Source organism: Gemmiger formicilis (assembly GCF_024462815.1).
In the GTDB taxonomy this organism is placed as follows: domain Bacteria; phylum Bacillota; class Clostridia; order Oscillospirales; family Ruminococcaceae; genus Gemmiger.
Genome location: NZ_JANGCG010000003.1, coordinates 35,594 through 60,766 on the forward strand (window position 1 = coordinate 35,594; position 25,173 = coordinate 60,766).

The following is a 25,173-nucleotide window of genomic DNA, read 5'->3' on the forward strand; positions in this document are numbered from 1 at the left end:
AGGGGCAACCTACCGTATGCACCCTTTTTCTTTATTGTACAATCTTTCTTGCATTTTGGCAAACACTATGCTATACTGAGGCAAATTTACCGAGGAAGGAGAGCACCCCTTATGCGTTGGCAGTTCGGTGTTGTGTTCCAGTTTAAAGGAAACATTTAACCCAGCTACGCTATAAGTGTGCCCTTTTTTCCTCGGCAAGACGGTATGTGTGTGCATTTGTGCGCCCTGTCGGCTTTGCCGCGGGGCGCCTTTTTGCTGCCAAAAAGGGGCACGTTTTCGTATTCTGTCACGAAAGGGTGTTTCCTGTGAATCTAAAAAAACAGCTTTCCAACGTTTATCTTTATACATTTTTCTCCACCTTTACAATCACCGATGCCGTCTGGGTGGCGCTGCTGGCAGCACGCGGCTTTACGCTGGCGCAAATCGGTCTGGCGGAGGGAATTTTCCATGCCGTCAGCCTGCTGTGTGAGGTCCCCAGCGGCATGGCGGCAGACCTTCTGGGGCGGCGGCGCACGCTGGCAGCCGGGGGTGTGCTGTGGACGCTCAGCGCCCTGCTGATGGCCTTTGCGCCGGGCCTTATGCCGGTCTGCGCGGCTATGGGGCTGAAGGCACTGGGCTACAATATGATTTCCGGCACGCAGGAGGCCCTGACCTATGACAGCCTGAAAACCGCCGGGCGGGAGGGTGAATACATCAGAATCGACGCCAATGTGTCGGTTTTGCAGAAGCTCTCCACCGCGTTCAGCGCCTTGGGCAGCCTGCTTTCCCGCGTGCTGAGCTACACCGGCTACTATCTGGCGGATGCCGGGGCGGCAGTTCTCACGGTGCTGGCAGCCGCCCGCCTGACCGAGCCGGTTGTCACCGCGGAACAGGCGGCGCGTGGACAGCACCGCCTGTGGGAGCTGCCCGCCCGGCTGCGTGTGCACATTTTGGACAGCCTTGACTGCCTGCGCACCAGTGCTGCCGTGCGCCGCCTGATTGCCGCCGATGCGGTGATTTCCCTGCCCAGCTATCTGACCGCCATGCTGGTGCAGCAGCGCCTTACCGCGCAGGGCTGGGGTATGCAGTGGCTGTTTCTGCCCGGGCTGCTGGCCGGGGCGGCGGGTATGGCCGGGGCCGCACTGGGGCGGCGGCTGCACCCGCACAGCCTGCGCGGCCTGTACACGGCCTGTGCGCTGCTTTGCGGCGTGGGCGCACTGCTGGCCGGGGCGGCCCCCGCATGGGGATGTCTGGCAGGGCCGATGCTGGTGCAGGGGGCGATTGCCGTCTGGTTCCTGCACAGTATACAGCGGCTGAACGACTTGATTTCCAGCGACCGCCGCGCCACCCTCATCAGCGTGGACAGCATGGCCTACAGCCTGCTGATGATTCCGGCCAGCCCCGTTCTGGGCTGGCTGGGGGACGTGACCGGGCAGGCGGGCGCGGGGTTGTGTGTGCTGGGTGGTGCTGTCCTGCTCAGCGGCCTTGCGGTCGCGGGCAAAACGCGGTATAATGGCGGCAGAGCAGGATGATATTCGCCACAGGAGGTATTTATATGACATATCAAGAGGTTCTCCAAGCTGCGAAGGGCCAGATGGGCCCCTGCCGTGCCTGCCCGGTCTGCAACGGTCGTGCCTGCGGCGGCACGATTCCCGGCCCCGGCGCCAAGGGCAGCGGCACAGTGGCCATCCGCAACTTTGACGCATGGAACGCCGTGCGGCTGAATATGGACACCATCCATGAAAATTTTGAGCCGGACACCACGCTGCGCCTTTTTGGCCGTACCTTCCAATATCCCTTCTTTGCCGGGCCGGTGGGCGCTATGACGCTGCACTACGGCGACAAATACAATGACCTGGACTACAACAACATTCTGGTCCCCGCCTGCGCGGCAGCGGGCATTGCCGCCTTCACCGGTGATGGCACCAACCCCAAGGTGATGGAGGGCGCTACCGCCGCCATCGCCGCCAGCGGCGGGGCGGGCATCCCCACCGTCAAGCCGTGGGACAACGCCACCGTGGCCCACAAGATGGAGCTGGCACGCTCCTCCGGCTGCTTTGCCATGGCAATGGACATTGACGCGGCGGGCCTGCCGTTCTTGCAACATCTCGACCCGCCTGCGGGCAGCAAAACCGTGGAGCAGCTGCAGGAGATTGCAAAAGCCGCCGGTGTGCCGTTTATTTTAAAGGGCATTATGACCGCCCGCGGTGCCGAAAAGGCCGTGGAGGCCGGGGCTGCCGGTATTGTGGTTTCCAACCACGGCGGCCGCGTGCTGGATGACTGCCCCGCCACCGCCGAGGTGCTGGCCGACATCGTCACCGCGGTGGATGGCCGCGCCAAGATTCTGGTGGACGGCGGCATCCGCACCGGCAATGACGTCTTTAAGGCGCTGGCCCTCGGCGCGGACGGCGTGCTGATTGCCCGCCCCTTCGTCACCGCAGTCTACGGTGCCGGGGCGGACGGTGTTGCCGCCTATGTAGAAAAACTGGGCAGCGAGCTGGCCGATACAATGCGGCTGTGCGGTGCGCCCACCCTTGATGCCATCACCCGCGATATGGTGCGGGTCATCCGATGAGGTAGCCTTATGAAAAAGCATCCGCTGCTCAGACTTGCCGCTGCATCCGCCACCGCCGTGCTGGGGGCGGCCTACGGCATCTACCGCGTGGCCTTCTATCAGAAGCCGACCGTCCACGTGCCCTCTCCCGCCGATATGCCCACCCGCGAGTGCTACCGCAAGGCGATGGGTCCCGACGCCGACGCGCTGGCGCGGGACAGCTTCACCCCGGTGCACATCACCGCGCAGGACGGCACCCCGCTGGCGGCGCGGTACTACCACCACGCCGACGGCGCACCGCTGGCCATCATCTTCCACGGTTACCGCGGCTATGCTACGCGGGACGGTCTGGGCGGCTACACGCTCTGCACCAAGCTGGGCTACAACGTCCTGCTGCCGGATCAGCGCGCCCACGGCTACAGCGGCGGGCATACCATCACGATGGGCGTGAAGGAGCGCTATGACGCCCGCGACTGGGCCGTCTGGGCCAAGAGCCACTTCGGCCCGGAGGTGCCCATCTTCCTGATGGGTGTCTCGATGGGCGCGGCCACCGTGCTGCTGGCGGCGGGGCTGGATTTACCCGCCAACGTCTGCGGCATTGTGGCCGACTGCGGCTACACCAGCCCCCGCGCCATCACCCGCAAGTGCCTGCCGGAGTATCTGCCCGGCTTCCCGGTCGGGCCCACCTACGCCATCGGGCGGCTGGGCGCGATTCTGTTTGGCCACTTTGACCCCGAAGCCGCCGACTGCGAGGCCGCCGCGGCCCAGAGCAAGGTTCCGATTTTCTTTGTCCACGGTGACAAGGACGATTTTGTCCCCTATGAGATGGGGCGGCAGAACTACGCCGCCTGCCACGTGAAGGGCTCCAGATTCCTGACCGTGCACGGCGCGGCGCACGCCGTGAGCTACTACCACGATAACCCCGCCTACACCGCGCAGGCCACCGCCTTCCTGCAGGACTGCCTCAAACGGCGCGGCTTCGTCTGGCCGAAGCCCACCGAGGACGCATAAATTTCACGATACATAGAGGAGGTTCCCACCATGAAACACATTTCCACCACCAACGCACCCGCCGCTCTCGGCCCCTATTCGCAGGCGGTCGATGCAGGCTCCACCGTCTATTGCAGCGGCCAACTCGGCCTTGACCCCGCCACCGGCGCGCTGGCCGAGGGCGTGCAGGCCCAGACCCATCAGGCACTGAAGAATCTGCAGGCTGTCCTGCAGGAGGCAGGCCTCACGCTGGACAATGTCGTCAAGACGACCGTTTTTGTGCAGGATCTGGCCGATTTCGGTGCCGTGAACGAGATTTACGGCACCTACTTCCACGGCGGCTTCCCCGCCCGCAGCTGCGTACAGATTGCCGCCCTGCCCAAGAACGCCCTTGTTGAAATCGAGTGCATCGCGGTCAGAGGGTAACACCCGAAAATACCGGGGCTTTTCCGTAAGCAACCTTTTGCAGTAAACACCCCGGGCGGAGCAGAGCCCCGTCCCTACGGGCTGCCGGAAATTTTCCGGGGTGCCGGGGGGACACAGTTCAACAAAACAAACGCGCCCCTGAGGGATGATTTCCTCAGGGGCGCGGGCTTTTATGGGAGATTATTTATTGTCCGGGCGGACGATGTCGCGGATGGCGGTGACGATGTTCTCGGCAGAGAGGCCGTAGTCACGCAGAACCTCGTTGGCCGGGCCGGAATGGCCGAACTGATCCTGCACGCCGATGCGGTGCACCAGGCAGGGCAGCTTCTCGCTGACAACGGAGCAGACGGCCTCGCCCAGACCGCCGATGATGCTGTGCTCCTCAACGGTGATGATGCGGCCGCACTCACGCGCAGCGGTCAGGATGATTTCCTCATCAATGGGCTTGATGGTGGGCATATTGATGACGCGGACGTTGATGCCCTGACGTTTGGCCAGCACGGCGGCGCGCAGAGCCTCGTTGGTCATCAGGCCGGTGGAGATAACCGCAATGTCATAGCCGTCGGTCAGCTTCTCGCCCTTGCCGATCTCAAACTCATAGGTGGCGGGGTCATGGAACACCGGGGTGGCCAGACGGGAGAAGCGCAGATAGACGGGGCCGTTGTAATTGTAGGCGGCGATGACGGCGGCGCGTGCCTCGACATCGTCAGACGGGCTCAGCACCACCATACCGGGGATGGAACGCATCAGGGCAATATCCTCACAGCACTGGTGGGAGGCACCATCCTCACCGACAGACAGACCCGCGTGGGTGGCGGCAATCTTGACGTTCAGGTGGGGGTAGCCGATGGAGTTGCGGATTTGCTCAAAGCCGCGGCCCGCCACAAACATGGCAAAGCTGGAAACGAAGGGAACATAGCCCATCGTGCTCATACCGGCGGCAACGCCAACCATATTCTGCTCGGCAATGCCGCAGTCAAAGTGGCGGTCCGGGTACTCCTTGCGGAAAATCTCGGTTTTGGTGGCGGCGGCCAGGTCGGCGTCAAAGACCACCAGGTTGTCAGCGCCCTGCTGGGCAAGCTCTACCAGCGTGTTGCCGTAGCTGACACGGGTAGCCACTTTCTTAATATCAGCCATTGTTGAACTCAATCTCCTTTTCCAGCGTAGCGTGAGCGTTGCGCAGCTCGGTCATGGCCTGCGCGTATTCCTCGTCGTTGGGGGCCTTGCCGTGCCAATCGACCGCGTTCTCCATGTAGCTGACGCCCAGACCCTTGGTGGTGCGCAGCAGGAAGCAGGTGGGCTTGCCGCTGCCGTGGGACAGGTCGAACATCTTGAAAGCCTGCTCCAGATCGGAGAAGGAGTTGCCGTTGCAGACGATGGTGTTGAAGCCGAAGGCGTCCATCTTGCTGTCCAGCGGCTCGGAGTTCATAACATCGCGGGTGGCGCCGTCAATCTGCAGGCCGTTGACATCAATCATAATGCAGAGGTTGTCCAGCTTGTAGTGGTTGGCAAACATAAAGGCCTCCCAGCACTCGCCCTCCTCAATCTCGCCGTCACCCAGCAGGGTGTAGACGTTGATGTCGCTGCCCTGTTTCTTGGCGGCCAGCGCCATGCCGCAGGCGGCGGAAACGCCCTGACCCAGGCTGCCGGTGCTCATATCGACGCCGGGCACGGTGTTCATATTGGGGTGGCCCTGCAGATAGCTGTTGGAGTGGCGCAAGGTGGGCAGATCGGCAACTGGGAAGAAGCCGCGCTCCGCAAGGGCGGCATACAGGCCGGGGGCGCAGTGGCCCTTGCTCAGCACAAAGCGGTCGCGGTTAGGATCCTGCGGCTGCTCGGGGTCAATGCGCATCTCACGGAAATACAGGTAGGTAAGGACGTCTGCCGCGGACAGGCTGCCGCCTGGATGGCCGCACCCGGCACCGTGGGTGGCTTCAATCACACCCATACGCACGCGGGTTGCAGTCAGTTTCAACTGCAGCGTTTCCAGTTTTGTCATAGCTAAGCTCCTCCGGTCACTTATGGTAAAATCGTGCGGTACATACAATTATATACCGCTGCACAATATACTACCTTATATTATACACGATTCGAGAAATCCCGCAACATTTTTTTGCAAATTTCGTAAAAATTCCGCGCTGTGCGTCAAATGTGCAGCCTGCGGCGGTGCGCAAAGGGCCTTGTTATGCGCCCTTTGTGCGTTGTGCCAAAAAATGGGGCGAATCGTACATAAACTACAGCAAAAAGCACCTTGCATCCGGGACGTTTTTGTGGCATAATTTAAGTACAGCCGCGGTGCGGAAAGAACCATATATCCTGCAGCCGCCCGGCCCACACTACTATATCTGGGAGGGAAACAAAAGTGCCCAACGGGATTTATATCCAGACTGAGTACCACGGCAAGCTCATCCGTAAAATCGTCTGCAATGGGGACGAGCGCTGGTTCATCGGCTCTAACTGCGCCGTGACCTTTATGTCGATGACCGACTGCATGGCCGCCATCGACCGCCTGTAATGAACGAGAAGCATGGCCGCACACCGCCCCTTGCCGGGGATGGGTGCGGCCTTTTTTGATTTTGACGGAAAGTGAAACGAGGGTATGAAAAAAAGCAACTGGCGGCGGGTGCTGCGGCGGGTGCTGAATCTGGTGTTCAGCCGCCTGGTCATCACGGTGGTGCTTGTGCTGCTGCAGGCATTCTGGCTGTTTGCGGTGTTTAACTGGCTCAGCGAATATGCTCAATGGATCAGCAGGACAGGGCTGGCACTCAGCGTGATTATGTGTCTGGCGCTGATACGGCAGGACTCCACCGTGCCGGAGTTCAAAATCAGCTGGATGATTCTGTTTATGCTTATGCCGGTGCAGAGCGGGCTTTTGTACCTTTTGTGGGGCAACAAGCGGCCGGTCTTCGGGCTGCGCCGCAGGCTGGAGCGCGCCGGGCAGGCGATGGATCCGACCCGCCGCCCCGACCCGGCTGCCGAGGAACAGCTGGAAAAGGCGGACCCCCGCGCCGCCATGACGGCAAAATATCTGCATGACTACGCGCCCGCACCGGTCTGCAGCGGTACGGCGGTGAAGTATTACCCCGACGGCCAGAGTATGTTTGCCGATATGCTGCCCGCTCTGCGCAGCGCCGAGCACAGCATCTATGTCGAGAGCTTTATCATCGGCATGGGCGAGATGTGGGGGCAGATTCACGAGATTCTGCGCCAGAAGGCCGCGGCGGGGCTGGATGTGCGGGTAATTTACGATGATGCGGGCTGCCTGAGCCTTTTGCCGCATAACTACGCCGAAATCTTGCAGGCGGACGGCATCCGGGCGTTCAGCTTCAACCGCTGCGTGCCGGTGCTGAACCTTGTTATGAACAACCGCGACCACCGGAAAATTATGGTGATAGACGGCAAAATCGGCTTTACCGGCGGCGTGAATCTGGCCGACGAGTACATAAACAAGCTCAAACGCTTCGGCTACTGGAAGGACAGCGGCGTGCGGCTGGAGGGTCCTGGTGCAACCAGCCTTGCGGGCATTTTCCTGACCTTCTGGAAGGCAAAGTACCCTGATGAGGAGATTGACCCGGCCCGCGACCTGCCCGAGGTGAAGCCGCAGGAAACAGACTGCCTGGTGCAGCCCTTTGCCGACAGTCCGGTGGACCGCGAGGCTGTGGCGAAGAACACCTATCTGGAGCTGATCAATCAGGCGCAGAAGCGGTTATATATCTGCACGCCGTACCTGATTCTGGACAATGACCTGCTTTCCTGCCTGCGGCTGGCGGCCAAGCGCGGCGTGGATGTGCGCATCTACACGCCCGGTGTGCCCGACAAGCCGACCATCTACCAGCTGACGCGGAGCTATTTTCCGCATCTTTTGCGCGCAGGGGTGAAGATTTACAGCTACACGCCGGGATTCCTGCACGCCAAGACTTGGCTGATGGATGACCGCATTGCGGCGGTGGGCACGGTGAATCTGGACTACCGCAGCTTGTATCTGCATTTTGAGAACAGCGTGCTGATTTACGGCGGCGCGGTGCTGGACGATGTGCGCCGCGACCTTGCGGAGATTGAAAGGGAGAGCGCTGCGGTGACGTTGGCCGACTGCCGCACAGGATTCTTTGGCACAATGTACAGCGCCGTGTTGCGGCTGGTAGCGCCGCTGTGCTGAGGAGAGATTGCTGTTTTGGGACTGCCCGGGGAACCGGGCGGTCTTTTTTTTGTTGTGGGGGACTGTATCGGGTTGGTTTGTAGGGAGAGATCTTGACCCCTCCGTGTGCGACTGTCCGTCAATGGGCAACCGCTGCTGTAGGGGCCGGGCGCGCCCGGCCCGGGGGCTACCGGCAAACGGCATTTACCGGGCAACCACCTCGGGGCATCGGGGACGCCGCCCTCTACAAATATACCGGAGACGGCAGCTGGCCGCGGGCTTTCGGCGGGGTGAGGTCACCCCGCCCTACATAGGCATTTTTACAGTCCGTTTTTTGGTACAATCACCGCCAAAGCACAAAACGACTATTGACAACCGATAGTTGTTGCTATACTATGGAGATAACCAACAAGGCCTGACAGGGGAAGCAACACAAGGAGGATGGCAATGACATATCAGGAAAAGCTGCAGTGGCTGGGGCGGTACCAGGAGGCACTCAGCTATCAGCATATGCTGGAGGACGAGATTCAGGCGCTGCGCAGTGACGCCGTGCGCGTGACCACCTGTATGACCGGGATGCCCGGGCGCGGCGCGCCGAACGTGGACAGGCTGCCGCAGGCGGTGGAGCGCATCGAAAAGGCACAGAAAAGATTGGCGCAGCAGCTGGACGCCTGCATGGAAATGCGGATGAGGGTTACGGACAGCATTATGGCGCTGGGGGATGCCGCCCAGCAGGAGGTGCTGCGCCGCCGCTACGTGATGGGGCAGAGTTACCACGAAATTGCCCAGAGCATGGGCGTGGTGCAACGCCGGGTCTACCAGCTGCATAAGGCCGGCGTGGAGCGATTGGAGCCGGAAATCTGAAAAGATTTCAGTAAATTTCGCAAAGATTTCGCAAAATTTCATTGTATTTCACAACTAAACGTGGTAACATACTAGCATAGAAACTCGTGAGAGGCCAAAAGCCTTCCGCGAGTTTTTTTATACCCAAAAGGAGGGATGCCGTTGTGCGAAATCAGTGAGGAGCACGTATTGGACGAGCTGGCCGAGATTGCCTTTGCTGTGCCCGGTGAGGAGGGCGGCCTGCCTGTGAAGGTGGCCGACAAGCTCCGCGCCCTGGAAATGCTCTACAAGCATCTGGGGCTTGGCGAGGGTGCGAAGGCGGAGGGGGTGATTATCGTGGACGAATGAGAGAGGGAGGTGCAGTATGAAGGTCAGGCTGAAAGAAAAGATACCCGCCGTGTTCTGGCCGGTACACACGGCGATACGCGGCGGCACAGTGACCGAGGTTGTGGCCAAGGGCGGGCGCGGGTCCGGCAAGTCGAGCTATCTGTCGATGGAGCTGGTCTGGCAGCTGCTGCGCCACCCGGACTGCCATGCCGTGGTGCTGCGCAAGGTGGGCGGCACGCTGCGCAACAGCGTCTACAACCAGATTGTATGGGCCATCGGGGAGCTGGGCTGTGCGGGGTATTTCCGTTGCACGGTCTGCCCGATGGAGTGCACCTATCTGCCCACCGGGCAGAAGATTCTGTTTTTCGGGCTGGATGACCCGGGCAAGCTCAAAAGTCTGAAGCTGCCGTTTGGCACTGTGGGGCTTTGTTGGTTTGAGGAGCTTGACCAGTTTGACGGCCCGGAGGAGGTGCGCAACGTTGAGCAGACTGTGCTGCGCGGCGGCAGCTGGACGCTGACGCTGAAGAGCTTCAACCCGCCTGCGATGGCCCGCAACTGGGCCAACCGTTATGCGCGGGAGCAGCGCCCCGGCAAGCTGGTGCACCACTCCACCTACCGGGATCTGCCGCGGGAGCTGCTGGGTGAGCGCTTCTGGGCAGATGCTGAACATCTGGAAAAAACGAATCCGGTGGCCTTCCGCCATGAGTACGGCGGCGAGGTGGTGGGCAGCGGCGCGGCAGTGTTTGAGAACTTGCAGCTGCGTCCGCTGACCGATGAGGAGCTGGAACGCTATGACCGCGTTTACCACGGTGTGGACTGGGGCTGGTACCCCGACCCGTGGGCCTACAACGCGGTCTGCTACGATGCAGCCCGGCGGGTGCTGGTCATCTGGGACGAGCTGACGCGCCAGCGCACGCCCAACCGCGAAACCGCACAGCTACTGGTGGCGCGCGGGCTGGCCGACCCCGACAGCGGGCCGCTGACCGCCGATGCCGCCGAGCCGAAATCCTGCGCCGACTACCGCGCTGCGGGCCTGCCCTGCCGTGCCGCCCAGAAGGGCCCCGGCAGTGTGCGGCAGAGTATGAAGTGGCTGCAAGGGCTGACGGCGATTGTGATTGACCCGGCGCGCTGCCCGGCCACGGCGGCAGAATTTGCCGAGTACGAGTATGAACGCGACCCCCGCACCGGCGAGGTGCTGCCCGGCTACCCCGATGTGAACAACCACCACATTGACGCGGTGCGCTACGCAGTGGAGGGTGTGTGGAGGCGCAGAGGAACGTAAGGAGAGGAAAAGTGCAAGGATATCTGGAGCAGGCGTTCGGAAAAAGCGATGTAACGTCTGTAAAAATGCGGGTGGCCCTGCGGGAATGGCTGGATTTGTACTACGGGGCCCCGCGCCCCGGCGAGGATGCCGCCCCGCGGCTGGCGGCGCTGATTGTGGGCAAGCTCTGCCGCACGGTCTTTGCCGAGTATGAGACCCGCCTGCCGCCCGATGCCGCCGGGGCGGCCCGCCGCAGTATGGCGGCGCTGAACGGCGCGGCGAAAACCGCCATGCAGTATGCGCTGGTGGGCGGCGAGTGCCTGCTGAAGCCGGTGCCGCGAGACGGCGCGTTTGACTTTGCGGCCATCCGGCGCGACTGCTATCTGCCGCTGGCCCGGGACGCCCATGGGCAGCTGCTGGCGGTGGGCACGATGGAGCGCCACAGCGCGGACGGGCGGCAGTATGCGCTGCTGGAGCGCCGCACGGCCGGGGCCGATGGCCTGACCATTGAGACCCGGCTGTTTGAGCTGAACGGTCAGGCGCTGGGGCGCTGCGTGCCGCTTGACACCCTGCCGGAATGTGCGGCGCTGGTGCCGCAGCTCTTTCTGCCCGGCGTGCCGGGGGTGGGGCTGGCCGTGCTGCGTATGCCGATGATGAACTGTGTGGACGGCAGCACCGACGCGGTGAGCGTGTACGCACCGGCGGTGGGGCTGCTGCACGCGCTGGCCCGGTGCGAGGAGCAGCTGAACACCGAGTTTGCCAACGGTGCGTCCCGCGTGTTTGCGTCGGAGGATTTGCTGCGGCCCGATGCCCAGGGGCGGCGCGCCCTGCGCGATGATTTGTTCATCGGCCTGCCGGATGACCCCGCCAACGTGGGGGTGACGGTCTACAGCCCGCCCCTGCGCGAGCAGAGCTATCTGGCCCGCAAGCAGGATTTGCTGCGCGGGTGTGAGAGCCTGCTGGGTCTGCGCCGCGGGATTCTGAGCGAGGCGGACGCGGTGAATGACCCGCGCACCGCCACCGAGATTGCCGCCACGGCGGTGGACTACGATCTGACCATCCGCGATTTGCAGGCCGCGTGGACAGAGGCCGCCCGCAGTGCCATGGCGCTGTGCGGCACGCTGGGTGTGCTGTACGGTCTGGATCTGCAGGGCGCGGAGCCGGCCATCGACTGGGGCGACGGCGTTCTGTATGACCGTGCCCGCATCTGGGCCGAGCAGCGGGAGATGGTGGAGGCCGGGCTCTTGCGCCCCGAGCTGGCGCTGGCCTGGTATTTTGATTTGCCGCATGAGACCGAGGCGGATTTGCAGGCCGTGCGGGAACGGTTTATACCGAGAAAGGCAACGGATGGGCAGTGCCCTGGAAGAATCCCTCCGGCCTCGCAGAGCTCGGTCACCGCCCTTTGACAAGGGAGGCTTGCGGGCGGAGCAGAGCCCCGCCCTACAGGTCGACCGGAAATATACAGAAAACAGCAGTAAGGAGGTGACATAAATGGAGGAGCAGAGCAAGGAAAAGCAGACCCCGGCACCGTATGCCGCGGGGACCGGCAGCGTGCCGGTGGCACCGGACCGCGAGGCGTTTGCGCGGATGGGCTACCGGGAGCGTCTGGCGCTGAAGCGCGAGAACCCGGAGCTGTACGCGGAGATGCGGAAGTAAGCGGAGAGAAGCGGGCGGGCAATGCCCGCCCCTGCACAGTGGGGAATGAACGCCCCAAAAATGCAGTACAAAACAAAAAACAACGAACAAAGGAGAAAAACTATGTCTGATTTTATTACGAAGCTGTCCGATATGATTGACCCCGAGGTTATGGGTGATATGGTTTCTGCCCGCATCCCGAAGAAGCTGCGCGTGGCGCCGTTTGCCAAGATCGACGATACGCTGGCGGGCGTGCCCGGCGATACCATCACCGTGCCCGCCTACACCTACATCGGCGATGCCGCAGACGTGGCCGAGGGCGGCGAGGTGGCCATCGAGAAGATGACGACCTCCACCCGCAAGGCTACCATCAAGAAGGCGATGAAGGGCATCGGCCTGACCGATGAGGCTGTTCTCTCCGGCTATGGCAACCCGGTGGGCGAGGCCAACACCCAGCTGGCGCTGGCCATTGCCGCCAAGATTGACAGCGACTGCATGGACGCACTGCAGACGGCCAGCCTTGTCTATGACGGCAGCGCTGCCGCCATCAGCTACAACGCGATTGTGGACGCGGTCGACCTGTTTGAGGAGGAGATGGGCTGCTCGGACAAGGTGCTGTTCATCCACCCGAAGCAGGTCACCCAGCTGCGCAAGAACCCGGACTTCCTCAGCGCCGACAAGTACACGCCGGGGGTAAGCCTGACCGGTGAAATCGGTATGATTGCGGGCTGCCGTCTGGTGCCCAGCAAGAAGGTGCCGCTTTCCGGCGGCGTCTACGCCTGCCCCATCGTCAAGCTGGAGGCTGACCCCGAGGTGGACGATGAAATCCCGGCGCTGACCATCTACCGCAAGCGTGAGGTCAACATTGAGACCGAGCGCAAGCCCAAGACCCGCACCACCGAAATCACGGCAGACGAATTTTACGTGGCCGTGCTCTCCAACGAGGCCAAGGTGGTACTGGCAAAGTTCAAGGCGTAAGGGGGCGGGCACGTGCCGGATTATACCTTTTATCTGAACGAATATCTGGGCGAGGACATCCCCGAGAAGGATTTCCCGCGGTTCATCAAGCGCGCCGGGGACGAGCTGCGCCGTATGCGGGAGGTCTACGCCGTGGCCCCGCGCAAGGGGCTGGACCCCGACACCGCCGCGGCAATGGCCCTGTGCGCGATTGCCGATGCCATGTACGAGTTTGCGCAGGAGGACGAGGCCCGCGGCCTTGTCAAGGTGAGCGTGGGCAGCGTGAGCGAGACCTACACCGCCCCGCCCGAGCTCTGCGCCCGCACGCTGGATGACCGGGCTGCGCATTTCCGCCGCGAGGCCGGGTACTATCTGCAGATTGGGCGGTGGCTGCCGCAATGAATAAACTCTGCTGCGATACCGTGACGCTTTATCACCCGGACAAAGCCACGCAGACCGTGCGGCGTACCGTGCTGCACAGGGTGGTGTGGCAGCAGGGCGGGCGTGCCGTGCCCGATGTGGGCGGCACCCGGTTGGGCGTGGCCATGCTGCTGGTGGTGCTGGAGAAGGCGGCCCGCTTTGGCATCGACTACACGCTGGCGCCGGGGGACAGGCTCTGCCTGGGCGTGGGCCCGGCAGTGAGCTGGGCCGACTGGCCGGGCTTTGTGCCTGCCGCCCGCAGTGACACAGTGGTGGTGCAGTATGTGCTGCCGATGCGGCGGCACGGCAGACCCCACCACGTGGAGGCCGGTGCATGGTGGAGCGCAGGCGGCACCGGCGTGCGCAGCCTGACGCGATAAAAAAGGAGGAAAACAGTATGCTTGACAAGATGTGCGCCTTTCTGGCGCGGGCCCCTGCCCTGCAGGGGCTTTCAATGGCTGTTGGGGATGTGGGCCCGCAGCCCGGCACGGCGGGGCTGTGGACGAAGGGCATCACGGTGTTGGAACGCCGCGAAAACCTTTTGGGTGGCGTGCGGCAGCGCTGCCGGGCCGAGTTTACCCTGCGGCTCTGCCTGCCGCTGACGCAGGCGGAAAATGCCGCCCGGCTGCTGGCGTTACAGAGCTGGGCGGCGGCTGAGAGCGCCGCGCACCGTGCGCCGGTTTTTGGCAATACGGACACAGAGAGGGAGGTTCTGCGTGCCGAGCAGGGCCGCATAGAGCGCGCCGACGCGGGCGGCACGGTGGTGTATACCGTACGCCTGCAGGCGGACTACACACAGAGCTTTACGGAGGAATTACAATGAAAATTGAACGCAGATATATGGCCCACTACCTGAACGCCGCCTTTGGCAAGGGCGAGGCCAGCTACACCCGGCTGGGCAGCGATCTGGAGGAGTATTCCCCCGAGCTGACCGCCAATGTGGAGAAAAAGTCCAACATTCTGGGGCAGACCTCGGTGGTGATTGACAGCTACCAGAAGCAGGGCGAGGTCACGCCCTACTACGCCGAGGCGGGCGACCCGCTGTTTGAAAAACTGCAGGCCATCATTGACGGAGATCTTGTGTTGGATGAGCTGAAAACCGATATGGTGGAGGTCAAGCTCTGGGGTGAGAGTGCATCCGGCGGCTACCCTGCCGTGCGCGAGGAGTGCTACATCGAGGTGGTGAGCTACGGCGGCGATACCACCGGCTACCAGATTCCCTTCAACGTACACTATACCGGCGTCAAGACCAAGGGCAGCTTTGACCCGGCCACCAAGAAATTTACGGAGGCGTGAGCAATGCAGGAACTGAAAATTGACACCGGCGTGGAGGAATTCCGCGTCAACGGGCGGGGTGTGCTGCGGTTCAACCCGGCGGACCCGAACCTCTACCACCGCTTTTTTGCGGCGGGCAAAACGCTGCAGCAGTACGATGCCGAGCTGACGGCGGCAACGGAAAAGAGCGCCGACGCGCAGGCGGGGCTTGCCCTGCTGCGCGAGTATGACGGCAAAATCAAGGCGCTGCTGCAGGAGATTTTCGGCGCGGAGAATGACTTTGACGCGATTCTGGACGGCGTGAGCCTTGCGGGCGTTGGGGCGAACGGCAAGCGGGTGGTGCAAAACCTGTTGGAGGCGCTTACGCCGATTCTGCGCGCAGGGGCTGAGCAGCGTCTGCAGACTGTGGCATCGGCAGCCGAGGCTGAACTGGACGCGGCCCGCGCCGCCCGGGGCGCAGAATGATGCGCGCCTGGGGCCTGCCGCGGCAGGCGGAGCTGGACGGCGTGCGGTATGAAATCCGCACGGATTACCGCGATATTCTGGAGATCCTGCGCTGGCTGGGCGGCCGGGCTGACCCGGAGCTGGACGCGGGCGGGCGCTGGTATGTGGCCATGCGGCTGTTCTACCCGGAATTTGCCGCCATGCCGCAGGAAGTCTGGCCCCGGGCCACCGAATTTCTGACGGAATTTCTGGCAGCGGGGCACAGGGCGGCGGCAAGGCCCGGCCCGCCGCTGATGGACTGGCAGCAGGATGCACCGCTGATTGCCGCGGGCATCAGCCGGGCAGCGGGGCAGGATGTGCGTACGCTGCCCTATCTGCACTGGTGGAGCTTTCTGGCGCTGTTTGACGCCATCGGCGAGGGGAGCTTTGCCACGGTGGTGGCCATCCGGGACAAGCTGCGCCGCGGCAAGCGGCTGGAAAACTGGGAGCTGGACTATTACCGCACCCACCGCGAGGCCGTGGAGCTGCGCGCACCGGCTTCGGCGGCGGAAAACGCAGAAAAGCAGCGGCTGCTGGCGCTGCTGCAGTGAGAGGAGGAGAGCGACACGAAAGAGATAACCTTTGATGAAGTTTCCCGTCTGGCCGTCCCGGCGGGGCGGCTGGAAACGGCGCTGGACGATGTGGCGGCGGCGCTGGGCCGGGTGGGGGTTGCCGGGTGCGAGGCACAGCGCGTGGTGGCCGGACTGCGCACAGCGTTGCAGGCCGCCGCGGCGCAGAGCGTAAAAACGGTGCGCAGCCTTGCCAAATTTGATGAAATCAACCGGCTGGCCGCCCCCGCCGCGCAGACCCAGAAAAACGAGACGGCAGCCAAGGCTGCAAAGCGGTCCGCCGCCAGAGCCTCCGGAAGGGGCAGCGCGCAGAGCATGGCCGCCGTCTGGAAGGAGGTGCTGGCCGAGCTGCGCAGCGTGTGGGCGGATTTCTGGGCGTATCTGCAGGGCTTTTTTGCGCCATTTGCGAACACGTGGAGCACGCTGTGCGGCGCGGTGCTGGCGGTCTGGCAGCCGCTTTGGGCGCAGGTTCTGGCCGTGGTGCAGACGGTGCTGGCACAGCTGCAGGCGTGGCTGGGCGCGCTCTGGGCGGAGCATCTGCAGCCGCTCTGGAGTGAGCTGACAGCCTGCCTTGGCGCGGTGGGCACCCTGCTGCTGACGGTCTGGAACACCGTGCTTGCGCCGTTTCTGCAGTGGCTTGCCGCAACGCTTGGGCCGGTGGCGGCGGGCGTTTTTACCGCGCTGGGCACGGCGGTGACCGGGGCCGTGGGGATAATCGCGGACGGCATCACGATTGCGCTGGCGGTGCTGCATGGCTTGGCGGACTTTCTGACCGCCGTGCTGCGCGGCGAGTGGGATGCCGCCTGGCAGGCGATGGCGGGTACTGTGGCCACCGTGTGGGGGCGCATTGTCTCGATTGTGCAGACGGCGGTTTCCACCGTGCTGGGTGTGGTGCACAGCATGGTCAGCGCACTGGGCGCAGCCCTGCGGGGGCTGCTGGACGGCCTTGGCCGGGTCGGCTCGCTGGCGGCGGGGGCGCTGCAGGGCGCGGGCAGGCTGCTGACCCAGAGCGCCCTGCCCGGGCTGGAATACGCGGCCGGTGTGCAGGTGCCCGCGCTGGCGCAGGGCGCTGTGCTGCCGCCGAACCGGCAGTTCCTGGCCGTGCTGGGTGACCAGACCAGCGGCACGAACGTTGAAGCACCGCTGGCGACCATCAAGCAGGCCATGGCGGAGGTTTTGTCCGGCTGGAATGGCGCAGGCGACGGCCAGCCCATCAACGTCTATATCGGCGAGGAGCTGCTGGACAGCGTGATTGCCAACAGCCAGAGCCGCCGTGCCCTGCGCAGCGGGAGGTGAAGCGGATGGAAATTCTGACGATTGACGGCGCGGCAATGCCGACGCCGGACAGCTATAAGGTGCAGCTTTCTGATTTGGACAGCAGCGGCACGGGCCGCACCGAGGACGGTGTGCTGGTGCGGGAGCGTGTGCGCGGCGGCGTGGCAAAAATCAGTTTGCAGTGGTCGGCACTCTCGACCCCGGAGTGTGCCCGGGTGCTGAACGCAACCGCGCCGGACAGCTTTCAGGTCGGATATTTCTTCGGGCAGATGCGCACCGCAAAAATGTATGCCGGTGACCGCACCGCGGAGCTGAAGGCGGCCCGGGAGGGCCAGGGCGTCTGGGCTGTTGAGATGAACCTGATTGAATTCTGACAAGGAGGTGAAGGAAATGTACCCTGTTTCGCAGGCGTATAAGACGGCCATCCGTGCCCGGACGCGGACGGACAGCGTGACCGGCGTGCTGACGCTGAAGGATGGCACCGTGCTGCCGCTGCAGCCGCAGGATTTGATAAGCGGCTCGCTGACGCTGGACAACCAGTGTGTGACCGGCGAGGAGCTGGCCTTTGGCTGTGCGTATATGGGGCAGGCAGCGCTGAGCCTGCGCACCGAGCTTGACCGCTACAGCTTTTACGGCGCAAGCCTTGTGCTGACCTACGCCCTGCAGCTGGCAGACGGCAGCTGGGAGCGCGTGCCCCTTGGCTGCTACACGGTGGCCGAGGCCGAGCGCCGGGCGCTGTATGTCAGCATCAAGGCGTATGACAACATTCTGGCATTGCAAACACGCTTTGACGGTGAGGCTTTGCAGGGGGACGCCTACACGCTGCTTGCGGCGTTGGCCGACCGCGCCGGGCTTACGCTGGGCCAGACCGCGCAGGAGATTGCGGATCTGAGCCCCTGCGCGGGGCTGGTGCACCGGCTGAGTGGGGAGGAGTTTTCCACCCTGCGGGACGCTGTGAGCGCGATTGCTCAGCTGCTGGGCGGCTTTGCCGCGGCAGACCGGGCCGGGCGGCTGGTTATCCGGCAGTTTGCCGTAAGCCCCTGCGCCGCACTGGACGCGGCTGGGCGCAGTGAGGTGGCCGTCTCGGACTTCCGCTGCCATTACACGGCAGTGCGTCTGGAAACCGGTGATAAAACCTTTACCGCCGCGGTGCCGGGCGAGGGGCTGCTGATGACTATATCTGATATGCCGCTGGCCGAGAAGGGGCTGGAAGAGACACGCCAGCAGATGGCCGACAGCCTGCTGGCCACCCTGCAGGGGCTCGACTACACCCCGGCCACCGTGACCATGCCCGGCGACCCGGCCTTTGAGCCGGGCGACCGCATCACGCTGCCGCAGGCGGACGGCGCTGCGCCGGAAATGCTTGTGACCCATTTTGTCTGGCGCTACCGCGGCAGGCAGACACTGAAAAGCGTGGGCCGCAATCCGTATCTCGGCGGCAGCACGGACGGCAACACCCAAAAGCTGCTGCGCAAGGTGCAGGCAAGCGCTGAGACAAAGCGGCTGACTTACTACAGCTTTACGAACACCGCGGATTTGACCGTGCAGGGCAGCGAGGTGCGGGCGATTGAAATTGCCTTTGCCGCCACCGAAGCGACAAGCGCGATATTTCTGGCCCAGCTGCTGCTGGACGCTGCGCCCGACGGCGATGCACCGCTGACGCTGACCGTGCGGTATTACCTCAACGATGCTCTGGTAGAAAACTTTATGCCGCAACAGCGGCTTTTGGCGGGGCCGCACACAATGGCGCTGTTCTACCCCTTCCCGAGTGTGGAGGCGGACGCGGTCAAGCGGCTTTCGGTGCGGCTGTGCTGCGCGGGCGGCACGGTGACGATTGCCAAGTATGGCATCAAGGCCACCGTGACCGGGCAGGGCATGGTAAGCGAGCTGCCGTGGGACGGCCTGATTACCTGCGAGGAGGAGCTGCCGGGCGTGCCGCTGGCGGCGCACATTTATACCATCGGGGCCATCACGGACGGCGGCCCCACACTACAGGAGGGAACACAATGAGCCTGCACGGTCATACACGGATTGAGCTGACCAACGTGCACACCGGCGCGGTGGAGGTGGTGGAAAAGGACAACACCATCACCAGCGCGGTGACGGATATTTTCAACGGCTACGGCGGCTACCTGAATAAGGCCGCCATGATGTGGCGCGGCGGCGTGGATGACGCCTACGTGCCAAAGGACCTTGTCTCGCTGTTTTACGGCGGGCTGCTTTTGTATGACAGGCCGCTGGGCGGGGGCGGTCTGTTTGCGCCCGCGGCAGCGGGGATTACCGGCACGGCGCTGGTCAAACAGGTCAACGCCACCAAAAACACGGTGCGCGGCAGCGCCAACCTGACCGAGACGGTCATCGACCCGGCCAACGGCATCGACACCTATGTCTATGAATTTGCAACCAATCAGGCCAACGGCGTCATTCAGTCGGTCTGCCTGACCCACCCGCTGGGCGCGCTTTTCTCCGAGATGGTGAACGCGCCAGATTCCGCTGTCTGTAAAGCGGACCGGGTCAGCTTCAACAGCCAGCTGGGCGGTGACCAGCTGCTGACGAACGTGCTGGCAACCGACTACTACCCCACCACCGCCAAGGGGGTGCTGCTCTGGGCGGACCCGGAGGAGGACGAGGCTGTGGCCGGCTGTGTGGATGCCGCCAACGGCGTGCTGGAGCTGCGCCGCCACTGCCTGAGCCTGAAAACCTTTGACCTGTTCTGCCGCGATTCCGTCGGCTACTGGGTAAGCCTGCGCCGCACCGACAAGCTGGACATTGCGGGCTTCCTGCAGTGCACCGGCAGCAGCGCCGGGCGGTACTGCCGCCTGTGCTGTGACGCCGAGGCGGGCAAATTCTATCTGGTGTCGATGCCGGAGGCCTCTACGCTGGCGGCGGGCCGGGTGGTGAAGGTGCGCGAGTATGACATTAGAACGCTGGCCTGCACCGACTACACCGTGCCCAACAACACCGGCACCGCCCTGCGCGGCACCGTCAGCGAGGCGATGGGCACGCCGCTGAACGGCACGGTCTACGGCGGAAGCCTCTACCTGACTGCGCCGGGCAGCTACCAGATTTATCGCTTCCCGCTGGCCGACCCGACCAACGTCAAGGCCATTACGATGCACGGCGATAACCTCCAGTATCTGGGCGATGCCTACGCCGGGCGGCTGTACTGCTACTACCAGACCCGCTGCGTGGTGCTGAACACCGAGAAAAACGAGCTGTTCTCCTGCGAGGCGGCGTGCTCCAACAGCTCCTCGGCAGGGTTTAGTACCACGGCGCCGGTGCTGGGCGAGCCGCTGACCCCGCTGCGCCGCTACTACAGCAACCAGCGTGTGCGCACCGAGCGCGTGCTGCGGGTCAACTATCTGGGTACCATCAATGACCTGCCGCGGGCGCTGGAAAAGACCGCCGACAAGACGATGAAAATTATCTATACATTGCGCAAGGGGGTGTAAAAAATGAAGCAGACAGGCATTTTCTGCGGCCGGGTGCAGCTTGCCTATGACTATGGGCGCTTCGGCTGGACGCGGGGCGGCGGCAAGGTGTGGCACGGCGGTGTGGATTTGATTGGCGTGGATGACCGCACCATACGGATGCCGTACTACAACGGCAAAAAAATCACCGGCACAGTGACGCGGGCGCGCATTGTGACCGACAAGAGCAATAAGACGTGGGAGTGGGGCTGGTATGTCTGCGTCAGGCTGGACGCCAACCAGACGCCGGATGCCGTCAACTACCTGTATTTCTGCCACTGCGCCAGCCTGCTCGTCAGAGTCGGGCAGCGGGTGGCCAGCGGGGACGCGCTGGCGGTGATGGGCCAGACCGGCAACGCGGCGGGCGGCTATGACCACTGCCATTTTGAGGTGCGCGCCACGGCGAACGGCAAGGGGCTTGCCCCTACGGCCTACGCGGGCTGCCCCAACGCGGTGGGCGTGTACGGCGCGGCAGATACGCCCCGCCAGACGTTGACGATAGGGCCGGTGAGCCAAGGGGACGCGGACGCACTGTTGGCACTCTGCCGCCAGCGGGGGCTGGTAAAGGCCGGACTTTATAAAAGTGAATGGAGCTGAAACGATGGAAAAGAAGGAAAACATTCTGTGGGTGAAGGGCACACTGGCTGCGCTGTGCGGGGCGTTTACGGCGGCCTTCGGCTGGCTGGGGTGGCTCGTGCTGGCGTGGGCGGCCTGTATGGCGCTGGACTGGGTCAGCGGCAGCGCCGCCGCGGCCAGCAAAGGGCAGTGGTCCAGCGGCGCGGCGCGGGCAGGCATCTGGCACAAGGCCGGTATGCTGGTGGTGGTGCTGGTGGCAGCGCTGACCGATGCCGTGCTGGGTATGGCCGCCGCCAACCTGCCGGGAGTCAGCCTGCCATTTGACGGCCTTGTGCTGCCGGTGGTGCTGGTGTGGTATATCTTTACCGAGCTGGGCTCGATTGCCGAGAACGCCGCCAAGATGGGGGCCCCGGTGCCCGCGTGGCTTGTCCGCCTGCTGGCCGAGGGGAAGGAAAAAACGGAAAAATAAAAAGAGGGTATCTGCCAATCGCGGCAGATACCCTCTTTTGTTGTGGTTACAGATAATTGCGCAGATCGCTCTTGTCGGTGGCGCAGCGCTCGGCGGCTTCGCGGGTGATGCGGCCGGTGGCCACAAGCCGCGCCAGATCGGCGTTCAGGCTGTGCATACCCAGCGCGGCACCGGACTGCAGGATGCTGGAAATCTGGTAGCACTTGCCCTCGCGAATCAGGTTCGCCACGGCGTCGGTGCCCACCAGAATTTCGGTGGCGGCGCAGCGGCCCTGCCCGTCGGCAAGCGGCAGCAGCTGCTGGGTGATAACGCCGCGCAGCACAGCGGCGAGCTGACCGCGAATCTGGTTCTGCGCACCGGCCGGGCAGACGTCAATGATACGGTCGATGGTCTGCGCCGCGCCGATGGTGTGTAGCGTGCTCATAACCAGGTGGCCGGTCTCGGCGGCGGTGACGGCGGCGGAAATCGTCTCATAGTCGCGCATCTCGCCCACCAGAATGACGTCCGGGTCCTCGCGCAGGGCACTGCGCAGGGCGCTGGCAAAGCTGGGCACATCAGCACCGACCTCGCGCTGATGAATCAGCGCCTGCTTGCCGCGGTAGACGTACTCGATCGGGTCCTCAATCGTGATGATGTGGTCACTGCGGGTCTCGTTGATGTGGTCGATCATGGCGGCCAGCGTGGTGGATTTACCGCTGCCGGTGGGGCCGGTGACAAGAATCAGGCCGCGGGGCTCGTCCGCGAGCTTGGTCAGCACGGCGGGCATCGAGAGCTCGGCCAGCGTGGGAATTGTATCGTTCAGAAGGCGCAGCGTGGCGGCGGCCTTACCCTGCTGGAAGAACACGTTCACACGGCTGCGGGTGCCGTCGGGGGCAACCAGCGCGAAGTCTGCGTCAATGCGCTCGGCGGTGATGGCCTCGCGGTGGGCCTCGTCCATCAGACCCATGATGAGGGAGCGGGTTTCGTCCACGCTCAGCTGCACAGGGGCAGTGACCAGACGGCCGTCAATGCGGAACATCAGGGGCAGCCCCTCGGAAATATGAATATCGCTGGCCTTCATCTGGCGCGCCAGCGCGGTAAGCTCATGAATCTGCATCCTCTTACTCCTCGTAGAACGTAATCTTCAGCAGCTCCTCGGGGGTGGTTTCGCCGTCGCGCACCAGCTGCAGAGCGGCCTCGCGCAGGCTTGTCATGCCCTGATTGCGGCGGGCTGCCTCGGTCAGCTGCGCCTGTGTGGCCCCGGCGGAAATCATCTCGCGCAGCTCGCGGTTGATGATGACCAGCTCATGGATGGCAACACGGCCGCGGTAGCCTGTGCCGTTGCACTGGGTGCAGCCCTTGCCGCGGCGCACAAAGGGAATGTCCGGGCCAAGGTAGCTGCGCTCCTCGTCAGTTACCGGCATCTGCACGGCGCAGTGCGGGCAGACGCGGCGCATCAGGCGCTGTGCCACCAGACCCGCCACCGAGTTGGCCACCATGTAGCGCTCCACGCCCATATCTTCCAGACGGACGATGGAGGAGAGCGCGTCATTGGTATGCAGGGTCGAGAACACCATGTGGCCCGTGATGGCCGCACGCACCGAGATGGACGCCGTCTCGGCGTCGCGGGTCTCGCCGACCATGATGACATCGGGGTCCTGGCGCAGCAGGGCGCGCAGGCCGTTTTCAAAGGTCAGGCCTGCAATGTTGTTGACCTGCGTCTGGTTGATGCGGGGCAGGTTGCGTTCGACAGGGTCCTCGATCGTCGAGACATTGACCTGACGCTCGGCGATGGCCTGCAGAATCATATACAGCGTTGTCGTCTTGCCGGAGCCGGTCGGGCCGGTCAGGTAGACGATGCCGTTGGGGCGGTTGAGCAGCGGCAAAAACCGCTTGTAGGTCTCATCATTCATGCCGAAGTGGTCGGCGTTCTTGATGTAGGTGTTGCTGGACAGGATACGCAGAACGGCCTTCTCGCCAAAGACGGTCGGCAGAATCGAGACACGGACGTTGACATCGGGGCCGGTTTCGAGACGGGCGCGGAAGTGACCGTCCTGCGGGATGCGGTGCTCGGCAATGTCCAGATTGGACATAATTTTGATGCGGGCAATCAACGGCTGATGCAAAGCACGCTGCAGCGTCACATAATCGACGATGACGCCGTCAATGCGCATACGGACCTTGGTCTCGCCCTCAAACGGCTCGATGTGGATGTCCGACGCCGTGGTGGTGACGGCGCGCTGCACCAGACTGTTCAGCAGCCGGATGATGGGCGCGTCCAGGTCGCCGCCCTCGGCGGTCATATCAATCGCTAAATCCTCGGTCTGGGCCGCGGCCATATCACTGCTGTTGGCAGTGCGGGCGGCCTTGCGGGCGCTGACCTCGGCATAATGGTAGCGGATGGCGCGGCGCAGCGGTTCCAGCTCGGCCAGCACAATCTCGGGTTCCATCGCGGTCAGCTGGCGGATATCCTCAACTGCGTAGTAGTTCAGCGGGTCATTGGCCGCAATGGTCAGGGTGCGGCCATTCTGCGCAATGGGCAGCATATCGTATTTCTGGGCCAGCTCCTGCGGGACTTTTTCAACGGCGGTCACGTCCACCGTTGTGTGCTCGATGTCCACCATCTTGAGCTGCAGACGCTGGGCCAATGCCTCCAGCACCTGACGCTCGTTGACGCAGCCGAGCTCCTGCAGGGCCTGACCGACACGCAGGTCGCGGTGCTCCTTCTGATAGGCAAGGGCGGCGTTGAGCTGTTCGGGCGTGATGTAGCCGAACTCAATCAGGACGTCGCCCAGACGGATGTTCTTCACGGCTGAACCCCTCCTTTGTCACAGAGAATCACAGACAGCGCAACGGTAAAGACGGTCCCCGTCGAGGAGGTGCCGTCCATATTAGCGTAGCTGCGTGTATCCATCGAGAAGGTGTTGAGCTGCACGGAAGGATAGTTGGCGGCTAAATCGTCCAGCAGGGCCAGAAAATCCTCCTCTGCGCCGCTGCAGTTGAAGGAGATGGCAGCGGTGCGGAAATAGCCCGGTGCGTCATACTGGGGCACAAGGTCAGCTGCCAGAAACTGCTGCAGCACGGCGTTGCCCTCGGCAGTGGCGGCGGCATCCCCGGCGGTCACTGCGGTATCGGCGGCAGCACTCGGCCCGGCGGTGCGGCCCGCGTCTGCGCTGGCCACATACCAGCCCAGATTCTGGGTCACAGGCTGGCCAATGCTTAAGGACTCGGGCTGCAGATTGTGGTTTAGCTCCAGGCTGGTCACCAGCGTGTCCAGCTCGTCGCTGCTCAACAGGCTGTAGTAGACGGCGTTGGCGGTCTGCAGCTCGCCCCAGTTGGTGTTTTTCTGGGCGGCGTTGGCGCTGGCCATTAGGATGGTGTCCTGCATTGTGGTCTGCGCGGTCTCGGCCTCGACCAGGTCGGCGGCGGCCTGCTGGTGGTTCTCAATGCCCGGTATCAGCAGAAAACGGATATACAGCACAACAAAAGCGACCATCAGTACAAAGTACAGCAGAATTTTGTCGCGCTTGGTCATAGGTGCAAGTTCCAT

Annotated in this window: 29 protein-coding genes; 24 read left to right on the plus strand and 5 right to left on the minus strand. The window is 63.3% G+C overall.

Annotated elements, in window-relative coordinates:
• Positions 1-305 precede the first annotated feature (305 nt).
• The 4 genes from NE623_RS04210 to NE623_RS04225 are packed head-to-tail and all read left to right on the plus strand — an operon-like array spanning position 306 to position 3,949.
• Entirely contained in the window at positions 306-1,511 is a 1,206-nt protein-coding gene (locus NE623_RS04210; protein WP_256272231.1) for an MFS transporter, read from the plus strand.
• 23 nt (positions 1,512-1,534) lie between these two features.
• Positions 1,535-2,554, plus strand: coding sequence for an alpha-hydroxy-acid oxidizing protein (locus tag NE623_RS04215; RefSeq protein WP_256272230.1), 1,020 nt, complete (start codon positions 1,535-1,537; stop codon positions 2,552-2,554).
• A gap of 9 nt (positions 2,555-2,563) precedes the next feature.
• Positions 2,564-3,544 (plus strand): alpha/beta hydrolase, encoded by a 981-nt coding sequence (locus NE623_RS04220; protein WP_256272229.1) that lies wholly within the window; start codon positions 2,564-2,566, stop codon positions 3,542-3,544.
• Positions 3,545-3,574: 30 nt separating this feature from the next.
• Entirely contained in the window at positions 3,575-3,949 is a 375-nt protein-coding gene (locus tag NE623_RS04225; protein ID WP_256272228.1) for a RidA family protein, read from the plus strand.
• 180 nt (positions 3,950-4,129) lie between these two features.
• On the opposite strand, the gene NE623_RS04230 is transcribed toward NE623_RS04225, so the two are convergent.
• Entirely contained in the window at positions 4,130-5,086 is a 957-nt protein-coding gene (locus NE623_RS04230) for a transketolase family protein (protein WP_256272227.1), read from the minus strand.
• Positions 5,079-5,948, minus strand: coding sequence for a transketolase (locus tag NE623_RS04235; protein WP_256272226.1), 870 nt, complete (start codon positions 5,946-5,948; stop codon positions 5,079-5,081). The genes NE623_RS04230 and NE623_RS04235 overlap by 8 nt, the downstream gene beginning before the upstream one ends.
• A 363-nt stretch (positions 5,949-6,311) precedes the next feature.
• Between NE623_RS04235 and NE623_RS04240 the strand changes: the two genes are divergently transcribed.
• The 20 genes from NE623_RS04240 to NE623_RS04335 all read left to right on the plus strand — a co-directional run bounded on the left by NE623_RS04240 (position 6,312) and on the right by NE623_RS04335 (position 21,644).
• Entirely contained in the window at positions 6,312-6,464 is a 153-nt protein-coding gene (locus tag NE623_RS04240; protein WP_256272225.1) for a hypothetical protein, read from the plus strand.
• An 84-nt stretch (positions 6,465-6,548) separates the two neighbouring features.
• On the plus strand, positions 6,549-8,105 hold the full coding sequence (gene cls / locus NE623_RS04245; protein ID WP_256272224.1) for a cardiolipin synthase: 1,557 nt from the start codon (positions 6,549-6,551) through the stop codon (positions 8,103-8,105).
• A 426-nt stretch (positions 8,106-8,531) separates the two neighbouring features.
• Positions 8,532-8,948 carry a sigma factor-like helix-turn-helix DNA-binding protein gene (locus NE623_RS04250; protein ID WP_256272223.1) on the plus strand — a complete coding sequence of 139 codons (417 nt, stop codon included), beginning with the start codon at positions 8,532-8,534 and terminating at the stop codon, positions 8,946-8,948.
• Between the two features lie 141 nt (positions 8,949-9,089).
• Positions 9,090-9,275 (plus strand): terminase small subunit, encoded by a 186-nt coding sequence (locus NE623_RS04255; RefSeq protein WP_256272222.1) that lies wholly within the window; start codon positions 9,090-9,092, stop codon positions 9,273-9,275.
• Between the two features lie 16 nt (positions 9,276-9,291).
• Entirely contained in the window at positions 9,292-10,536 is a 1,245-nt protein-coding gene (locus tag NE623_RS04260; RefSeq protein WP_256272221.1) for a PBSX family phage terminase large subunit, read from the plus strand.
• 11 nt (positions 10,537-10,547) lie between these two features.
• A complete protein-coding gene (locus tag NE623_RS04265) occupies positions 10,548-11,921 on the plus strand; it encodes a hypothetical protein (protein ID WP_256272220.1) in 1,374 nt (457 codons plus the stop codon).
• 85 nt (positions 11,922-12,006) lie between these two features.
• Positions 12,007-12,171, plus strand: coding sequence for a hypothetical protein (locus NE623_RS04270; RefSeq protein ID WP_256272219.1), 165 nt, complete (start codon positions 12,007-12,009; stop codon positions 12,169-12,171).
• A gap of 102 nt (positions 12,172-12,273) precedes the next feature.
• A complete protein-coding gene (locus NE623_RS04275; RefSeq protein ID WP_256272218.1) occupies positions 12,274-13,128 on the plus strand; it encodes a N4-gp56 family major capsid protein in 855 nt (284 codons plus the stop codon).
• 12 nt (positions 13,129-13,140) lie between these two features.
• Positions 13,141-13,509, plus strand: a complete 369-nt coding sequence (locus NE623_RS04280; RefSeq protein WP_256272217.1) for a hypothetical protein — start codon at positions 13,141-13,143, stop codon at positions 13,507-13,509.
• Positions 13,506-13,907 (plus strand): hypothetical protein, encoded by a 402-nt coding sequence (locus NE623_RS04285; protein WP_256272216.1) that lies wholly within the window; start codon positions 13,506-13,508, stop codon positions 13,905-13,907. The genes NE623_RS04280 and NE623_RS04285 overlap by 4 nt, the downstream gene beginning before the upstream one ends.
• A 17-nt stretch (positions 13,908-13,924) precedes the next feature.
• Entirely contained in the window at positions 13,925-14,350 is a 426-nt protein-coding gene (locus NE623_RS04290) for a hypothetical protein (RefSeq protein ID WP_256272215.1), read from the plus strand.
• Positions 14,347-14,823 (plus strand): hypothetical protein, encoded by a 477-nt coding sequence (locus NE623_RS04295; RefSeq protein WP_256272214.1) that lies wholly within the window; start codon positions 14,347-14,349, stop codon positions 14,821-14,823. Before NE623_RS04290 ends, NE623_RS04295 begins: the two co-directional genes overlap by 4 nt.
• A gap of 3 nt (positions 14,824-14,826) precedes the next feature.
• Positions 14,827-15,267, plus strand: coding sequence for a hypothetical protein (locus tag NE623_RS04300; protein ID WP_256272213.1), 441 nt, complete (start codon positions 14,827-14,829; stop codon positions 15,265-15,267).
• A complete protein-coding gene (locus NE623_RS04305; RefSeq protein WP_256272212.1) occupies positions 15,264-15,836 on the plus strand; it encodes a Gp15 family bacteriophage protein in 573 nt (190 codons plus the stop codon). Before NE623_RS04300 ends, NE623_RS04305 begins: the two co-directional genes overlap by 4 nt.
• Before the next feature lie 90 nt (positions 15,837-15,926).
• A complete protein-coding gene (locus NE623_RS04310; RefSeq protein ID WP_256272211.1) occupies positions 15,927-17,150 on the plus strand; it encodes a hypothetical protein in 1,224 nt (407 codons plus the stop codon).
• A 5-nt stretch (positions 17,151-17,155) separates the two neighbouring features.
• Positions 17,156-17,503, plus strand: a complete 348-nt coding sequence (locus tag NE623_RS04315) for a DUF6711 family protein (protein ID WP_256272210.1) — start codon at positions 17,156-17,158, stop codon at positions 17,501-17,503.
• Between the two features lie 16 nt (positions 17,504-17,519).
• Positions 17,520-19,139, plus strand: a complete 1,620-nt coding sequence (locus NE623_RS04320; RefSeq protein WP_256272209.1) for a hypothetical protein — start codon at positions 17,520-17,522, stop codon at positions 19,137-19,139.
• The gene (locus NE623_RS04325; RefSeq protein ID WP_256272208.1) at positions 19,136-20,581 is read left to right on the plus strand and encodes a hypothetical protein; all 1,446 of its coding nucleotides are present in this window, start codon (positions 19,136-19,138) and stop codon (positions 20,579-20,581) included. Before NE623_RS04320 ends, NE623_RS04325 begins: the two co-directional genes overlap by 4 nt.
• Positions 20,582-20,584: 3 nt before the next feature.
• Positions 20,585-21,196 (plus strand): M23 family metallopeptidase, encoded by a 612-nt coding sequence (locus NE623_RS04330; RefSeq protein WP_370866681.1) that lies wholly within the window; start codon positions 20,585-20,587, stop codon positions 21,194-21,196.
• 4 nt (positions 21,197-21,200) lie between these two features.
• Positions 21,201-21,644, plus strand: a complete 444-nt coding sequence (locus tag NE623_RS04335) for a phage holin family protein (RefSeq protein ID WP_256272207.1) — start codon at positions 21,201-21,203, stop codon at positions 21,642-21,644.
• Between the two features lie 46 nt (positions 21,645-21,690).
• Here NE623_RS04335 and NE623_RS04340 read toward each other — a convergent pair whose 3' ends face one another.
• The 3 genes from NE623_RS04340 to NE623_RS04350 are packed head-to-tail and all read right to left on the minus strand — an operon-like array spanning position 21,691 to position 25,173.
• Positions 21,691-22,740: a type IV pilus twitching motility protein PilT gene (locus NE623_RS04340; RefSeq protein ID WP_256272206.1), complete on the minus strand. Its 1,050-nt coding sequence runs from the start codon at positions 22,738-22,740 to the stop codon at positions 21,691-21,693.
• 4 nt (positions 22,741-22,744) lie between these two features.
• Complete coding sequence (locus tag NE623_RS04345; protein ID WP_256272205.1) at positions 22,745-24,433, minus strand: GspE/PulE family protein; 1,689 nt, start codon at positions 24,431-24,433, stop codon at positions 22,745-22,747.
• A complete protein-coding gene (locus tag NE623_RS04350) occupies positions 24,430-25,173 on the minus strand; it encodes a hypothetical protein (protein ID WP_256272204.1) in 744 nt (247 codons plus the stop codon). The genes NE623_RS04345 and NE623_RS04350 overlap by 4 nt, the downstream gene beginning before the upstream one ends.

Bases quoted from the DNA above. Each gene is read 5' to 3' on its own strand.
- NE623_RS04215 (WP_256272230.1), top strand. From the start codon at position 1,535: ATGACATATCAAGAGGTTCTCCAAGCTGCGAAGGGCCAGATGGGCCCC.
- NE623_RS04220 (WP_256272229.1), top strand. From the start codon at position 2,564: ATGAAAAAGCATCCGCTGCTCAGACTTGCCGCTGCATCCGCCACCGCC.
- NE623_RS04225 (WP_256272228.1), top strand. From the start codon at position 3,575: ATGAAACACATTTCCACCACCAACGCACCCGCCGCTCTCGGCCCCTAT.
- NE623_RS04230 (WP_256272227.1), bottom strand. From the start codon at position 5,086: ATGGCTGATATTAAGAAAGTGGCTACCCGTGTCAGCTACGGCAACACG.
- NE623_RS04235 (WP_256272226.1), bottom strand. From the start codon at position 5,948: ATGACAAAACTGGAAACGCTGCAGTTGAAACTGACTGCAACCCGCGTG.
- cls (WP_256272224.1), top strand. From the start codon at position 6,549: ATGAAAAAAAGCAACTGGCGGCGGGTGCTGCGGCGGGTGCTGAATCTG.
- NE623_RS04250 (WP_256272223.1), top strand. From the start codon at position 8,532: ATGACATATCAGGAAAAGCTGCAGTGGCTGGGGCGGTACCAGGAGGCA.
- NE623_RS04260 (WP_256272221.1), top strand. From the start codon at position 9,292: ATGAAGGTCAGGCTGAAAGAAAAGATACCCGCCGTGTTCTGGCCGGTA.
- NE623_RS04270 (WP_256272219.1), top strand. From the start codon at position 12,007: ATGGAGGAGCAGAGCAAGGAAAAGCAGACCCCGGCACCGTATGCCGCG.
- NE623_RS04275 (WP_256272218.1), top strand. From the start codon at position 12,274: ATGTCTGATTTTATTACGAAGCTGTCCGATATGATTGACCCCGAGGTT.
- NE623_RS04285 (WP_256272216.1), top strand. From the start codon at position 13,506: ATGAATAAACTCTGCTGCGATACCGTGACGCTTTATCACCCGGACAAA.
- NE623_RS04290 (WP_256272215.1), top strand. From the start codon at position 13,925: ATGCTTGACAAGATGTGCGCCTTTCTGGCGCGGGCCCCTGCCCTGCAG.
- NE623_RS04295 (WP_256272214.1), top strand. From the start codon at position 14,347: ATGAAAATTGAACGCAGATATATGGCCCACTACCTGAACGCCGCCTTT.
- NE623_RS04300 (WP_256272213.1), top strand. From the start codon at position 14,827: ATGCAGGAACTGAAAATTGACACCGGCGTGGAGGAATTCCGCGTCAAC.
- NE623_RS04305 (WP_256272212.1), top strand. From the start codon at position 15,264: ATGATGCGCGCCTGGGGCCTGCCGCGGCAGGCGGAGCTGGACGGCGTG.
- NE623_RS04315 (WP_256272210.1), top strand. From the start codon at position 17,156: ATGGAAATTCTGACGATTGACGGCGCGGCAATGCCGACGCCGGACAGC.
- NE623_RS04320 (WP_256272209.1), top strand. From the start codon at position 17,520: ATGTACCCTGTTTCGCAGGCGTATAAGACGGCCATCCGTGCCCGGACG.
- NE623_RS04325 (WP_256272208.1), top strand. From the start codon at position 19,136: ATGAGCCTGCACGGTCATACACGGATTGAGCTGACCAACGTGCACACC.
- NE623_RS04330 (WP_370866681.1), top strand. From the start codon at position 20,585: ATGAAGCAGACAGGCATTTTCTGCGGCCGGGTGCAGCTTGCCTATGAC.
- NE623_RS04335 (WP_256272207.1), top strand. From the start codon at position 21,201: ATGGAAAAGAAGGAAAACATTCTGTGGGTGAAGGGCACACTGGCTGCG.
- NE623_RS04340 (WP_256272206.1), bottom strand. From the start codon at position 22,740: ATGCAGATTCATGAGCTTACCGCGCTGGCGCGCCAGATGAAGGCCAGC.
- NE623_RS04350 (WP_256272204.1), bottom strand. From the start codon at position 25,173: ATGGAACTTGCACCTATGACCAAGCGCGACAAAATTCTGCTGTACTTT.